The 14,073-nt window shown below is 57.8% G+C and carries 10 protein-coding genes; 5 read left to right on the plus strand and 5 right to left on the minus strand.

Going from position 1 to position 14,073, the window contains the following annotated elements:
- Positions 1 to 21 precede the first annotated feature (21 nt).
- Positions 22 to 1,149, minus strand: coding sequence for a branched-chain amino acid ABC transporter substrate-binding protein (locus ACZRKZ_RS02165; protein ID WP_463980575.1), 1,128 nt, complete (start codon positions 1,147 to 1,149; stop codon positions 22 to 24).
- Between the two features lie 341 nt (positions 1,150 to 1,490).
- Here ACZRKZ_RS02165 and ACZRKZ_RS02170 point away from each other — a divergent pair, with 341 nt between their 5' ends.
- On the plus strand, positions 1,491 to 1,814 hold the full coding sequence (locus ACZRKZ_RS02170) for a DUF2288 domain-containing protein (RefSeq protein ID WP_463980576.1): 324 nt from the start codon (positions 1,491 to 1,493) through the stop codon (positions 1,812 to 1,814).
- 289 nt (positions 1,815 to 2,103) lie between these two features.
- Here ACZRKZ_RS02170 and ACZRKZ_RS02175 read toward each other — a convergent pair whose 3' ends face one another.
- A complete protein-coding gene (locus ACZRKZ_RS02175) occupies positions 2,104 to 4,281 on the minus strand; it encodes a hypothetical protein (RefSeq protein ID WP_463980577.1) in 2,178 nt (725 codons plus the stop codon).
- Between the two features lie 205 nt (positions 4,282 to 4,486).
- A complete protein-coding gene (locus ACZRKZ_RS02180) occupies positions 4,487 to 6,751 on the minus strand; it encodes a putative bifunctional diguanylate cyclase/phosphodiesterase (protein WP_463980578.1) in 2,265 nt (754 codons plus the stop codon).
- 289 nt (positions 6,752 to 7,040) lie between these two features.
- Between ACZRKZ_RS02180 and ACZRKZ_RS02185 the strand changes: the two genes are divergently transcribed.
- Positions 7,041 to 8,387 carry a spinster family MFS transporter gene (locus ACZRKZ_RS02185; protein WP_463980579.1) on the plus strand — a complete coding sequence of 449 codons (1,347 nt, stop codon included), beginning with the start codon at positions 7,041 to 7,043 and terminating at the stop codon, positions 8,385 to 8,387.
- Between the two features lie 65 nt (positions 8,388 to 8,452).
- Here the strand turns inward: ACZRKZ_RS02185 and rapA are convergent, their stop codons facing one another.
- Positions 8,453 to 11,299, minus strand: a complete 2,847-nt coding sequence (rapA, locus tag ACZRKZ_RS02190; protein WP_463980580.1) for an RNA polymerase-associated protein RapA — start codon at positions 11,297 to 11,299, stop codon at positions 8,453 to 8,455.
- Positions 11,300 to 11,515: 216 nt separating this feature from the next.
- Between rapA and ACZRKZ_RS02195 the strand changes: the two genes are divergently transcribed.
- The 3 genes from ACZRKZ_RS02195 (at position 11,516) to ccoM (ending at position 12,386) form a co-directional block, all read left to right on the plus strand.
- Positions 11,516 to 11,857, plus strand: a complete 342-nt coding sequence (locus tag ACZRKZ_RS02195) for an aspartate-semialdehyde dehydrogenase (RefSeq protein ID WP_463968272.1) — start codon at positions 11,516 to 11,518, stop codon at positions 11,855 to 11,857.
- A 62-nt stretch (positions 11,858 to 11,919) separates the two neighbouring features.
- Positions 11,920 to 12,126 carry a hypothetical protein gene (locus tag ACZRKZ_RS02200; RefSeq protein ID WP_149413059.1) on the plus strand — a complete coding sequence of 69 codons (207 nt, stop codon included), beginning with the start codon at positions 11,920 to 11,922 and terminating at the stop codon, positions 12,124 to 12,126.
- Between the two features lie 143 nt (positions 12,127 to 12,269).
- Positions 12,270 to 12,386 carry a cytochrome c oxidase subunit CcoM gene (ccoM, locus tag ACZRKZ_RS02205; RefSeq protein WP_029297086.1) on the plus strand — a complete coding sequence of 39 codons (117 nt, stop codon included), beginning with the start codon at positions 12,270 to 12,272 and terminating at the stop codon, positions 12,384 to 12,386.
- Between the two features lie 162 nt (positions 12,387 to 12,548).
- Here ccoM and ACZRKZ_RS02210 read toward each other — a convergent pair whose 3' ends face one another.
- Entirely contained in the window at positions 12,549 to 14,024 is a 1,476-nt protein-coding gene (locus ACZRKZ_RS02210; protein WP_149413060.1) for an inorganic phosphate transporter, read from the minus strand.
- Positions 14,025 to 14,073 lie beyond the last annotated feature (49 nt).

Below are 14,073 nucleotides of genomic sequence, written 5' to 3' on the forward strand. Positions count from 1 at the left end.
GGCAGTTAGTAATGAAGAACCTTACTGAGGGGAAGCTTCGGTTTTAGGTTTGCCGAAGTGCCACTCGTAAACCACAAACTTGAAGTCTTTCAGGTCGCCCTTGGCGTCGAAGCTCAGGTCGCCAGTCGGGGTCTTGAAGGTACCGGCGTGGATGGTTTCAGCCACTTTGGCCGAGTCTTCGCTCTTGGCTTCGGTGATTGCATCGGCGATCACTTTAACTGCGGAGTAGGACGGGAACACGAACGGACCGCTCGGATCTTCCTTCTTGGCTTCGAACGCAGCCTTCAGGGCGACGTTGGCAGGGTCCTGGTCGAAGGATTTCGGCAGGGTCACCAGCAGGCCTTCGGAAGCGTCCTTGGCGATCTGCGAAATGGAGTCGTTACCCACGCCTTCTGGCCCCATGAACTTGGCTTTCAGGCCTTTTTCCTGGGATTGGCGCAGGATCAGACCCAGCTCCGGGTGATAGCCGCCGTAGTAGACGAAGTCGACGTTGGCTTGCTTGAGCTTGGCGATCATCGAGGAGAAGTCCTTGTCGCCGGCATTGATGCCTTCGAACACGGCAACTTTCACGCCTTTGCTTTCCAGGGTTTTCTTCACAGCGGTGGCAATGCCTTCACCGTACTGCTGCTTGTCGTGCAGTACCGCGACGATTTTCGGCTTCACGTGGTCGGCGATGTAGTTGCCGGCCGCAGGCCCCTGGGCGCTGTCCAGGCCGATGGTGCGGAAGATCATCTTGTAGCCACGGGAGGTGATGTCCGGGCTGGTGGCGGCAGGGGTGATCATGATCACGCCTTCGTCTTCGTAGATGTCCGAAGCCGGTTGAGTGGAGCTGGAGCACAGGTGACCAACCACGAACTTGATGCCGTCGTTGACGACTTTGTTGGCCACGGCCACGGCTTGTTTCGGATCGCAGGCATCATCGTATTCAACGGCTTGAAGCTGCTTGCCGTTGACGCCGCCCTTGGCGTTGATTTGTTCAATGGCCATTTTTGCGCCGCTGAACTGCATGTCGCCGTACTGGGCTACCGGGCCGGTTTTAGGGCCGGCGATGCCAATCTTGATGGTGTCAGCTGCGAACGAATGGCTGGCAACCCCTGCCAGGACCATAGCGGCAAACAGTTTGGAAATCTGCTTAGTAGCCTTATTCATAGTGCTCCACTCTTACTGTTGTATTTTTTATAGTTCTAGCGGCCTTGCGAGCTGCAGAACCGGATCAGATATCTCGGATATCCCCCCAGCAGCACCCTGGCAACTGTACCGGTACAGTGTAGAGCGCCGGTTGATCGCTTGAAAAGCTGGCTGCTGGGGGCAAATGCCGGGCATGTCGCTTAAATGAAAGAAAAAGACAGAATAGCGGCGTGGTAATGCCAGAGTTTCGGGCAATCCTTGGCTTTGCTGACACTTTCAATCGATGACTCATTTGCAACTGGGTTTTTCTGTCCAAGGCACGACGGTATGATTGCGCCGATTTTTTCCTCAGGTGAACTCCCATGACGCAAGAACCTAGCACCCTCTATGCCAAGCTGCTCGGCGAAACCGCCGAAATTTTCTGGAAGGAGCTTGAGCCGTTCTTTGCCAAGGGTGCCCTATTGTGGGTCGACGCCAGCCTGGATTTGATCGAGGCCGCCGAAGGGATGGCCGAAGATAATCACGAGAAAGTCGCTGCCTGGCTGGCCTCGGGGAGTCTTGGCGAAGTGTCTGCGACGCGGGCATTGGACCTCGTGGAGCGTGATCCAGGTGTATGGGCGGTGGTGGTTTCGCCGTGGATTTTGATCCAGGAAAAGGCATCGTCAAAAACTGATGCTCCAAAATAGTGCGTACTTTATTCGATAAGAAGTGTGTAGCGGAGTAACCGCAGACGCGATGATGGCATCTGGCCGTAGAGAAAGGTCACAGCCGAGGGTGACGTGCGCGTCACGGGAACAGTTCTATCGGTGGCGGAATGCCGGGGGAATTGTTTCTGGGTGTGGCAAGGTCGGTAGATATTTGAAAATTGAAAGACCGCTATCGCAGGCAAGCCAGCTCCCACATTTGATCGGCGTTCGTCATTACAACACGGTCAAATATGTGGGGCTGGCTTGCCTGCGATGGGGGCTGCGCGGTTTAGGCCGTCTTCCCCGTATGGTTATTCAAGGAAATAACCTTGGTCTTGCCAATCCGGTGACGGTAAATCTCGCGCAAGTACTTGATGGCCTTCTTCACGCAGTCCCGCGACAGACGAATGTCGTTGATCGAGACAAACTTGTCCTTGTCGTTGATCAGCTCGCGGTACTTCTTCTCATACATCGGCTTGATCGCGTACCAGTTGGTATCGAGGATCTTCGCCGGGTTTTCGAATTCGTTGAGCAATTCGTCGATGCGGTCCTCGTCGAAGTCCTCGTGGATGATGAAGTCGAGGATCGAGTTGTCGAGCGTGTCGTCGAAGCGATACGGATTACGCGCAAAGCAGCGTTTGATAAAGGCCACGATCAGTGTCAGGAAGTCGTCCGACAGGCACGGGCTCTTGGCGATCAGGGTGGTCAGCGAGAGGTTGGCCGACGCGCCGATCACCAGCGCATAGCGCTTGAGGGTGGTGTTGGGAAACAAGCTGTTGAGGTGGGTCTTGAGCCGATTCAGGTCCATATAGGACAGCTTGTAGTCCTTGGGCAACGAGACGATCGACACCACCGACGAGCAGTTCTTGAAGAAGTGCAGGTCGTGCAAGGCCGCCGCGTCATAGCCGGAGTTCTTGTACTGCTCAAGGGACGCCTTATAGCGCTTGGACTCGATGGGCAGCAGGCTGATGCCTTCGATGGCCTGGGTGACTTTGTTGAAGTGCGGCAGGTCGATGGAGCGGAAGAACAGGTCGTCGATGTTCAGGCGCTGAGGCTCTTTTTCGAACACCTTGAACTTGTCGCTCGAAGGCGTCGGGGTTTCCGGTACCACTGATTCGGCGTAGGCAATGGCCACGGGGCCGGCCAGGCTCATAAACAGGTCGTTGGCATCCAGGCGGATGGTTTCGCCGATGTCGATACCGGCCCGCCGGAAGTAGTTCTGGTCGTAGTCGGTGGTCACTGCCTGGGCGGTCAGGATGTTGAAGATCTGCTGTGATATGTACTGGTTGGCGTGTTTTTCCATGGCATTGACATCAATGTTCTGGATGTTGCCGTCGTCGCTTTCTTCGGCGTAACGCATGATGTCGTTGGAGATCAGCATCATCGCGTTCCACGGCCGGATGCGCCCCTTGACGCTGGCTTCGCTGCTGTCTTCGTTGTCGAAGTTGTAGGAAAAGTCCCATTCTTCAGACAGGTATTTACACAGCAGCCGACCGGCGTTGATGTGCAGTGCCTCGGACATCTCGCTGCGGTGATCGGAGATGTTCGGCAGTACGCAAATGCCGCTGGTGAAGATCGGTTCGAAGACGAATGCGTGGCCGCTCTTGCTGTCATGCTCGTCGGCAGGCTTGGTGTCGAACGTCTTGTTCATGTACGAGTGTTGCTGGGCCAGGCCGAATTCCGAGGCCATGCCCGAACCGGTACCGCCGCCGGCGCTGAAGATCGAAAAGTACAGGCGCGACTGGTTGGCCTTGATGCCGCAGGAGTCGATCAGGTACGAGTGGATCATTTTCCAGTCGGGGCTGGAAAAACGCTGGGTGTCCTTATTGAGGATGATCTTGGCCAGGTACTGGCCGAGGATCGGCGCGTTGCCGGCGCCACCGGCATGAACTTCCGAAAGGTCCATGATTTTCATCTTGCTGTAGTCGCGCAAAAAGCCGCTTTTCTCGCCCTTGCGTGAGAAGCGGATACGCCCGGCGATGTCTTTGTCCAGGTCGCCGAGCATCACCAGCGGCTCTACCAGGAACACCGGTTTACTGGCTTTGCCGGAACCCAGGCGCAAATTGTTGCGAAGCCACTGGACCGGGCTATAGCCCTTATTCACTGACTTGTCTTCAGTGCTGAACTCGTTCAAGTAAAACTTGCGGGCGTTGTACACCAGTTCTGCGACGTCCAGTGCAATGTTCGAACCGCAACGACCCAGGCCGATCAGGCAGACTGAAGGAAACTCCTGCTCACCGCGCAGCTCACTGTCACCTTCCAGATGGGGAGGGCGCGGGAACACCATGTCCCGCAGTCCATCGAGGTTGTCGAGGATGCGGTCGGTGTTGGTTTCGGTGAAATACAGGTATTGCTGAGTGGCCAGCGCACGTGAACTGCTCAATGACTTTGGGCCTGAGGATTTTTCCGCAGGAGCTGTCAGCGACACGTCGGATACCGCGGTGGCAGGATTATTTTTAGAAGTCATTGTGCGCCATTATGCCTGGACGGATGGCTGGCAGATATCAAAGAGCCATCACTGAGTGAGAGTTCGCGACTTTACCGCGCGTCACGGGCCGGAGCGATAGGGTTTAACCTTAGAATCTCTAGGGGAACTCGCGCCGGACTCTCATGGATCGGCCGTTGGTCGGACTTCTTTAATCAAATGATGGCGATTTGCCAAATGGCGGATATCAGCGGATGGGCCTCACAACCGAGGGCGGCCCTGCACATTCCGGAGCAGAAGCCTTCGGCACCGAGGCTTCTTTTCCGCCCACCAGACTCAGTGAGTTGAGCAGGTTGCGCTGATCAAGACCGGCGATCACTGAGGCTATTTCACTGGCCGGCACTGCCGCGCTGAGCAGGTAGCCCTGAACGAAATCGCAGCCGTGCTGGGTCAATACTTCCAGCTGTTGCAGGGTTTCGACCCCTTCGGTGATCACTTGCAGATGCAGAGTGTGGGCCATGCCTATGATTGCCTGGACGATTTCCACGTCAGCATTGGATTTGGGGATGTCCTGAATAAACGAACGATCGATTTTCAAGGTGTTGAGGGGCAAGCGTTTCAGGTAGGCGAGGGATGAATAGCCGGTGCCGAAGTCGTCGATGGACAGCGAGACCCCCAGCGCGCGGATTTGCCGCAGGAGCACCAGGGTGCTGCTGATTTTGCCCATCAGCGCGTTCTCGGTCACTTCCAGTTCAAGGCGATTGGCGGCAATGCCGCTGCTGCGCAGGGCATTTTCGATTTCATCCGCCAGTTCGTCACGGGCCAGGTTTAGTGCTGAGCAGTTCACCGCCATCGTCAAGTAGGGGTAGCCCTTTTCAGACAGCAAGCTCAAGTCGGCACAGGCCTGGCGCAACACCCAGTTGTCCAGTTCGGCAATCAGCCCGTTGTTTTCGGCAATGCTGATAAACCGCTCGGGAGTCAGCAGGCCATGTTGCGGATGTTGCCAGCGCACTAGGGCTTCGAGCCGAGTGACCTGGCCTTTTTGCAGGTCAAGAATGGGCTGGTAATACAGCGCCAGTTCGTTGCCGTTACGCAGGGCGTTGCGCAACTCTTCTTCCAGTTGCAGTTCAAGAAAGGCCCGGGTTTTCAGGTTGGAACTGAAAAAGTTCAGGCTGTTACGGCCTGCGTCCTTGGACTGGTAAAGCGCCAGGTCGGCGGTTTTCAGCAACTCCTCGCTGGTTGCGCCGTCGTCGGGGAAGATGCTGATGCCAATACTGGTGGTCATGACCATGCGCCGCCCGGCCAACTCGATGGGCTCTTTCATTTTCTGCATGATGCGCTGGGCCATATGCCGTGCTTCGTCGCGATGGTGAATGCTGATGAGGATGCAGAATTCGTCACCGCCGAAACGGGCGACCACATCGTTGTGGCTGCGCACCGAGCTTTTGATATGGCTGGCCAGCACGGTAAGCAATTGATCGCCGGCGTCATGGCCGAGGCTGTCGTTGATGCGCTTGAAGTGATCGATATCCAGGAAAATCACCGCCAGCATGCCTTCGTCCATGGTTTTTTCCGCCAGTTTCTCTGCGAAAATCTGGTTGAATCCACGGCGGTTGAGCAGGCTGGTCAAAGCGTCGTAATGGGCTACTTTCTGCAGGGACACCCGTGCCTGGTCCAGTTCGCTGAGCAATGCATTGACTCGGCGCAGATCGCGTTCCTTCTGTTCCAGTTTCTTGTCCGCCAGGGCGGCGCTGATGCTGCTGCCCACCACCAGCAGTGTGATGACGGCGACCGACAGGCCCAACTGCATCGGGTTATTGTCGATGGGCAGCGACGGAACAACGCCTGTGGGCACCAGCAACTGCATGGCGGCCATGGCCGTGAAATGCATGCTGATAATGCCCGCCCCGAGCACCAGGCTGGCGCCATACTTAAGCAGTTGGTGAAACCTCCCGCTGCCGTTACGCAGGTGATGGGACAACAACAATGCTGCGAGGCTGGCGCTGATGGCGATCATCACTGATAACACAAACAGTCCAGACTGAAAGTACACCTGTGCGTCAGAGCGCATCGCCGATATGCCGACGTAATGCATCAAGGCAATGCCCAGCCCCATCCACACGGACGCCCGCAGGTACTGGCGAAAATGCAGTTGCGCATGACTGAGGGTTTGCATGGCGAACAACGAGGCGATCATTGCGATCAGCAACGAGGCAAAGGTGATCATCAACTCGTAATGAATGATGATTGGTGCCTGGAAGGCCAGCATGCTGATGAAGTGGGTCGACCAGATCCCCCCCGCCAGGCAGCTGGCACCGACCCAACGCCAGCGTCGCTGGGACAGGGGATTGTCGACGTGGCCGACGCGTTCGGCCATCTCCAGGGTACCGAAGCTCGCCGCGCAGGCGACCAGATAAGCCAGTAGCACCAGAAAGGGGTTATGACTGCAATTGAGTAATAAATGCCCGTTCTCTGGAAGGTCGGTAAAAAAATGCAAACCAAGCCATTCCATAGCATATCCCGTCACAGAGTCGTTGCCTGACAATGAGCTTGAGTATAGAGAGAGTGGGAGGGTTGCAAGGCGTAATGGCAAAATGATACTGATCTTTTTGCGATGAGTTTATAAGCAACTAGAACCAAATGAACGGGATGACGTGAGGCGCTCGGGGCGGCAGCCCCATGGAGTGATATCAGACTTACGAATCATTACAGACAATCCCGGCGAGGCTGACTAGATTGCAGGTTCCGGGCTCAGGATGCGTCTGGCATTGCGGCTCATATAACAATAAAGAGACGGACCCATGCAGAACTCGACCCAAGCGGCGAATGCCTGGCGCATTCTGTTCCTGCTGTTCCTGGCGAACCTGTTCAATTTCTTCGATCGCACCATCCCGGCGATTATCATCGAACCGATTCGCATGGAATGGCACCTCAGTGACTTCCAACTCGGCATCATCGGTACCGCGTTCACCATCGTCTACGCCATTGCTGGCCTGCCGCTGGGACGCATGGCCGACACTGGTTCGCGCAGCAAGCTGATGGGCTGGGGCCTGGCGGCCTGGAGCGGGCTAACGGCGGTCAATGGCATGGTTGGCAGTTTCTGGACCTTCCTGCTGGTGCGCATGGGTATCGGCATTGGTGAAGCCAGCTACGCTCCGGCTGCCAACTCGCTGATTGGCGACTTGTTTCCGCCGCACCGCCGGGCGAGGGCCATGGGCATTTTCATGCTGGGCCTGCCGTTGGGCCTGTTGCTGGCGTTCTTTACCATCGGCGCGATGGTCAAGGCTTTCGACAGCTGGCGCGCGCCGTTCTTTATTGCCGCCGTGCCGGGGCTGATCCTCGCGGTGTTCATGTTCTACATCAAGGAACCCAAGCGAGGCGCCGCGGAAGCCGTGCAAGTCTCCCAGGAAAAGGTCGATCGGCCGATCCGTCGGGTGCTGGCGATACCGACCTTTCTCTGGCTGGTAATGGCCGGGCTGTGTTTCAACTTTGCTACCTACGCGTGCAACTCGTTCCTGGTGCCGATGCTGCAGCGCTACTTTCTGATGCCATTGCAGGAAGCGGCTGTCGCCACTGGGGTGATTGTCGGTGTGACCGGGTTGTTTGGTCTGACACTGGGTGGTTGGGTGGCCGACAAGATTCACCAACGTATCCCCAATGGGCGGCTGTTGTTCGCCGCCTTCAGCCTGATTATTTCGACGGTGTGTACGGCCTGGGCTCTGCACGCGGGGCGTATCGAGATTGGCGTGTTTGTTGCGGTGTTCAGCGTTGGCTGGCTGTTTGCCTATAACTTCTACACATGCGTCTACACCGCGATCCAGGACGTGGTGGAACCGCGTCTGCGGGCCACGGCCATGGCGCTGTTTTTTGCCGGGTTGTATTTGTTGGGTGGTGGCATGGGGCCGGTGGTGGTGGGTGGTCTGTCTGATCACTTTGCCCATACGGCGATGTACGCGGCGGGTGCTGAACAAATGAACGAAGCCTTTAAAGCCGTGGGCCTGCACGACGCTATGTATCTGATTCCGGTCGCGCTGTTTTTGACCATGCTGTTTCTGTTTCAGGCATCGCGGTGTTTTGTGAAGGATGCCCAGCGGATGAGGGATGGGTTGGGGGTGGTGGAGGTCGCGAGCCCGGCGGTCACGGCTTGATGAACTCAGATCAAAAGAAGGCCCGCATTGCGCGGGCCTTCTTGTTCAGCAGGGCAGGGCGGTAATCAACCCGCCACCAACACCCGAATCGCTTCCAGTCGCAGCGCCGCCTTGTCGAGCATGGCCAGGCCTTGCTCACGTTGCTGACGCAGGGCAATCAGCTCGCTGTCGCGCACGGTCGGGTTGACCGCTTGCAGGGCGGTCAGGCGTGCCAGTTCTTCGTCGGTGTCGGCGGCCAGACGGCGCTGGGCCTCGGCTACGCGCTCGGCGTGACGCGGGGCGATCTTCTCTTCACCGGCATTGATCCGTGGCGTCAGTTGATCGCGCTGGGCCTGTACGAACTTGTTGGCGCTGGCCCGTGGCACGCTTTCCAACTGATCGTTCAAGGTCTCGAATGACACCCGGCCTGACAGGTCATTGCCGTTGGCATCCAGCAGGCAGCGCAGCGCCGCCGGTGGCAGGTAGCGGCCCAGTTGCAGCGAACGCGGGGCAACCACTTCGCTGACGTAGAGCAGTTCCAGCAACACGGTGCCTGGCTTGAGGGCCTTGTTCTTGATCATCGCCACGGCGGTATTGCCCATGGAACCGGACAGTACCAAGTCCATGCCACCCTGGACCATCGGGTGTTCCCAGGTGATGAACTGCATGTCTTCGCGCGACAGCGCCTGGTTGCGGTCGTAGGTGATGGTCACGCCTTCGTCGTCACCCAGGGGGAAGCTGGCATCGAGCATTTTTTCGCTGGGCTTGAGGATCAGCGCGTTTTCCGAATGGTCTTCGCTGTCGATACCGAAGGCGTCGAACAGGGTTTCCATGTAGATCGGCAGGGCGAACTGGTCGTCCTGTTCCAGGATGTCTTCCACCAGCGCATCACCTTCGCCGGCGCCACCGGAGTTCAGCTCCAGCAAACGGTCGCGACCGGTGTGCAGCTCGGCTTCCAGGCGCACGCGCTCGGTGCGGGCTTCGTCGATCAGCCCTTGCCACTCGTCGTCATCGGCGTTTTCCAACAGCGGCAGCAGGCGCGGGCCAAACTGATGCTGCAAGGCGTTGCCGGTCGGGCAGGTGTTGAGGAAGGCGTTTAGCGCTTCGTGGTACCACTGGAACAGCCGCTGTTGGGGGCTGGTTTCCAGGTACGGGACATGCAGCTCGATTACATGCTTCTGGCCGATCCGGTCCAGACGGCCGATCCGCTGTTCCAGCAGGTCGGGGTGGGACGGCAGGTCGAAGAGCACCAGGTGGTGGGAGAACTGGAAGTTGCGGCCTTCACTGCCGATTTCCGAACAGATCAGTACCTGGGCACCGAACTCTTCATCAGCAAAGTAGGCAGCAGCGCGATCCCGTTCGAGGATGTTCATGCCCTCGTGGAACACCGTGGCCGGGATGCCGGAGCGTACGCGCAGGGCGTCTTCCAGGTCCATGGCGGTTTCGGCGTGGGCGCAGATCACCAGGACCTTGGTGCGCTTGAGCATTTTCAACTGATCGATCAGCCATTCGACCCGAGGGTCGAAGCGCCACCAGCGTTGTTCTTCCTCAACGTCCGGCAGGGCCTGGAAGCTGACTTCCGGGTACAGCTCGGCATGTTCGCCCAGCGGCAGTTCGAGGTATTCGTCCGGGCATGGCAGCGGGTAGGCATGCAGCTTGCGCTCCGGGAAACCCTGCACGGCGGCGCGAGTGTTGCGAAACAGCACGCGGCCGGTGCCGTGGCGGTCCAGCAGTTCGCGGACCAGGCGGGCACTGGCTTCGGTGTCGCCATCGTTGACGGCGGTCAGCAGGGCTTCGCCTTCGTTGCCGAGGAAGCTCTGGATGGTCTTGTGCGCAGTTGGCGAGAGACGGCCCTTGTCCAACAGCTCCTGGACGGCTTCGGCTACAGGGCGATAATTTTCGCTCTCTGCGCGAAAAGCGTGCAGGTCGTGGAAACGGTTTGGGTCCAGCAGGCGCAGACGGGCGAAGTGACTGTCCTGGCCCAGTTGTTCCGGGGTGGCCGTGAGCAGCAGCACGCCAGGAATGACTTCGGCAAGTTGCTCGACCAGCACGTATTCAGGGCTGGCATTTTCTTCGTGCCAGACCAGGTGGTGGGCTTCGTCTACTACCAGCAAGTCCCAGCCAGCGGCGAACAGTGCGTCCTGGGCTTTCTCGTCGTCTACCAGCCATTCCAAGGCTACCAGCGCGAGCTGGGTGTCTTCGAACGGGTTGGCGGCATCGCTTTCGATAAAGCGCTCTTCGTCGAACAGCGCCACTTGCAGGTTGAAGCGGCGGCGCATTTCTACCAGCCACTGGTGCTGCAGGTTTTCCGGCACCAGGATCAGCACGCGATTGGCACGACCGGACAGCAACTGGCGATGGATCACCAGGCCGGCTTCGATGGTCTTGCCCAGGCCTACTTCGTCTGCCAGCAAAACCCGGGGCGCGATACGGTCGGCCACTTCGCGGGCAATGTGCAGTTGGTGCGCAATCGGCTGCGCACGCACGCCGCCCAGGCCCCAGAGTGAGGATTGCAACTGGCGACTGGTGTGCTCCAAGGTGTTGTAGCGCAGGGAGAACCAGGCCAGTGGGTCGATCTGCCCGGCGAACAGACGGTCGCTGGCCAGGCGAAACTGGATAAAGTTCGACAGTTGGGTTTCTGGCAGGGTAACGACTTCGTTCTGCCCATTGAGGCCGTGATAGACCAGCAGGCCGTCGACGTCGTCGACTTCGCGCACGGTCATTTTCCAGTCTTCGAAATGGGTGATGGTGTCACCCGGCGAAAACCTCACGCGAGTGAGGGGCGCATTCCGTAGCGCATACTGGCGGGTCTCGCCAGTGGCCGGATAGAGCACGGTCAGCAAGCGACCGTCCTGTGCCAGAACGGTGCCTAACCCTAGCTCTGCTTCGCTGTCACTAATCCAGCGTTGCCCCGGTTGATACTGCTGCGCCATGCTGCCTGACTCCCACCGTGAAAAAGCCGACTATTCTAACGGAACAAGGCTCCCAGACCAAAAGGAATAGGAGCAGCTTCACGCTTTAAGCTACAAGCGGCAAGAAAAAGGGCGGTGCGTTTATCAGATAGATGACGATTGGTTCACACGTTGGCGACTCCAGATTCAAGTCGTCGTCCCGGCAGCCGACAGTCTGCTGACAGGAGACCAAAAATTATGCTGCCACCCATCTTGCCCTTGAGTGTTGTGCCGGTTACATCGCAACTCGACCCGGTGCGTCCAAAACCCGATATTCCGCCGGTAGTACCAGTGCAGCCGGGTTCTAACGAAAGTACTATCGACCTGAAGAAGCGCGATGCGGAGCAGTCGACCCTGCTGCTGCGCGAAGAGCAGCGGCGTCAGCAGGAACAGCAAAAGCGCCGGCGTGAGGCCGATGATGATCCCGAACAGCACTTGGCCATTCCTGGTGATGAACTCAATGCCGATAACACCGTGCCCGTGGCGCCGCTGATCGAAGATGCGCCCCGGCAAGGGTTGTGGGTGGATGTCGAGGTTTAAATGCGTAGCGACACATATTTTGTTTGCCGGTTATTTGCCGCAAGGCGGGCCAGGACGCATTATTGAACCCTTCCAGCCACCACGTAAGCCAAGCCATGAGTGATGACGACAAGCTGATCGACCTGAATGCCGAACGGGCCAAACGTGTCCACGACCTCAATGACAAGCGCCTGAATGAAGTACGCCAGGCCTTCGAGCAGGCCATGCCGATGCTCCTGGGCAAGGCAAAACCAAAGAAAAAGCAGAAAAACAAACCGAAAAAGCGTTGAAGAGCCCTACATCTATTGATGTAGGTCAGTTATTTCCCTTCTTTACGCCCCGTTGCAGGCGACATTGATCCTCGTCAATTTATCCCCCCGTCTTCTTGGTTAACTTAGCCCTATCGCAACAGGGCAAGAGCAGGAGGCCAGTCATGTTTTTCGATAATGTGGTGTTTGCCGGAGTGCTGACTGTAGGCCTCATGGTGTTGTTCTTCGTAGGATTTGGATTTTTTATCTGGAAAGACGCCAATAAGCGTAAAAAACCATAGGTTTTTCTGGATTACATGAGCACGCAAGGCATTTTGGGCGACTTCGGTCGCCCTTTTTTTTCGCCTGAAATAATCATTCCCAGGCCCCGCGTCGCGTCAATCACGGGCATAAAAAAAGGTGCGAACCTTGCGGATCGCACCTTTTTTATTACTGGCCGATTATCAGCTGCCGAGGGCCTTGGACGCCAGCCAGAACAGGCCGGCCGACAAGCCCACCGTTGCTGGCAGGGTCAGTATCCACGCCATCAGGATGGTTTTCACCGTCCCGCTTTGCAGGCCGCTCTTGTTGGCAACCATGGTGCCCGCTACGCCCGAGGACAGGACGTGAGTGGTGGACACCGGCAGGCTGAAGATGTTGGCCAGGCCAATCATGCTCGCGGTGGTGATCTGCGCCGACATGCCTTGGGCATAGGTCATGCCCTGCTTGCCAATCTTCTCACCGATGGTCAGCACCACACGTTTCCAGCCGACCATGGTGCCCAGGCCCAGGGCCAGGGCTACCGCCAGGATCACCCAGAACGGTGCGTATTCGGTAGTGGCTGTCAGGTCTTTGCGCAGTTTGTCCAGGTCGGACTTCTCGCGGGGATTGAGGCCAGGCAGCTTGCCGACTTTCTTCGCAGTGTCGTCCAGGCACAGCAGGTAGCGACGCACCTCAATGCGGTGCTCTGCGGTCAGCGAATGGTAGTCGGAGACACCCTTCAATGTGCCGAGAAGGGCAGTGATAGTCGGTTCGGTCTGCTGTGGGTTGCAACGGAACTTGCCAGGCAGGTCGTCTTTGACGCTCTTGCCCAGGGCGAGGAAGTCGCCGAGGGTTTCCTGGTTGCGCTGGTAGAACTGATTGAGGTGCAGGGTGGCGTCGCGGGTGCGCTCGATCTGGTAGGTGGTGCTGCCCAGGTCGAGTACGAACTGCGCGGGCACGATACCAATCAGCACCAGCATAATTAGGCCGATACCCTTCTGACCGTCATTGGAACCGTGTACGAAACTCACGGCCATGGCGGAAATTACCAGCACTAGGCGGTTCCAGAAAGGCGGGTGCTTCTTGTCGTCGATCTTGCGGCGCTGGTCCGGCGTCTTGTGCATCTTGGACAGCGGGCGCCACCATTTCAGGATGATCAGCACCAGGGCTGCGACCAGGAAGCCGGCTATGGGCGAGGCCACCAGTGATGCGCCGATATCGATCGCCTTCTGCCAGTTGACCCCGTCAGCCAGTGGGATGTCGTTGATCAGGGCGTTGGCCAGGCCGACACCGAGGATCGAACCGATCAGCGTGTGGGAGCTGGACGCAGGGATCCCGAAATACCAGGTACCCAGGTTCCAGGTGATCGCCGCTGCCAACAAGGAGAACACCATGGCCAGGCCATGGCCGGTGTTCACATTGATCAGCAGTTCCACCGGCAGCAAGTGCACGATGGCATAGGCGACGCCTACCCCGCCGAGCAACACGCCGAGGAAGTTGAACAACCCGGAAAAGAACACGGCCAGGTGCGGCGGCATGGCTTTGGTATAGATGACTGTGGCAACCGCGTTAGCGGTGTCATGAAAGCCATTGATGAACTCGAAGGCGAGGACAAAGGCCAGGGCGAGCAATAGGCTCACAAGAACCCAAGCATCCAGTCCGCTGAATAAATCGATCATGAAGGTTTTCTGACCCGGTCGTAAGGGGGCGCGATTATGCCAGAAAACC

The organism is Pseudomonas sp. c313 (assembly GCF_055407145.1).

Coding starts and splice junctions, on each gene's coding strand:
- ACZRKZ_RS02170 (WP_463980576.1), top strand. CDS start 1,491: ATGACGCAAGAACCTAGCACCCTCTATGCCAAGCTGCTCGGCGAAACC.
- ACZRKZ_RS02195 (WP_463968272.1), top strand. CDS start 11,516: ATGCTGCCACCCATCTTGCCCTTGAGTGTTGTGCCGGTTACATCGCAA.
- ACZRKZ_RS02165 (WP_463980575.1), bottom strand. CDS start 1,149: ATGAATAAGGCTACTAAGCAGATTTCCAAACTGTTTGCCGCTATGGTC.
- ACZRKZ_RS02210 (WP_149413060.1), bottom strand. CDS start 14,024: ATGATCGATTTATTCAGCGGACTGGATGCTTGGGTTCTTGTGAGCCTA.
- ACZRKZ_RS02175 (WP_463980577.1), bottom strand. CDS start 4,281: ATGACTTCTAAAAATAATCCTGCCACCGCGGTATCCGACGTGTCGCTG.
- ccoM (WP_029297086.1), top strand. CDS start 12,270: ATGTTTTTCGATAATGTGGTGTTTGCCGGAGTGCTGACTGTAGGCCTC.
- ACZRKZ_RS02180 (WP_463980578.1), bottom strand. CDS start 6,751: ATGGAATGGCTTGGTTTGCATTTTTTTACCGACCTTCCAGAGAACGGG.
- rapA (WP_463980580.1), bottom strand. CDS start 11,299: ATGGCGCAGCAGTATCAACCGGGGCAACGCTGGATTAGTGACAGCGAA.
- ACZRKZ_RS02185 (WP_463980579.1), top strand. CDS start 7,041: ATGCAGAACTCGACCCAAGCGGCGAATGCCTGGCGCATTCTGTTCCTG.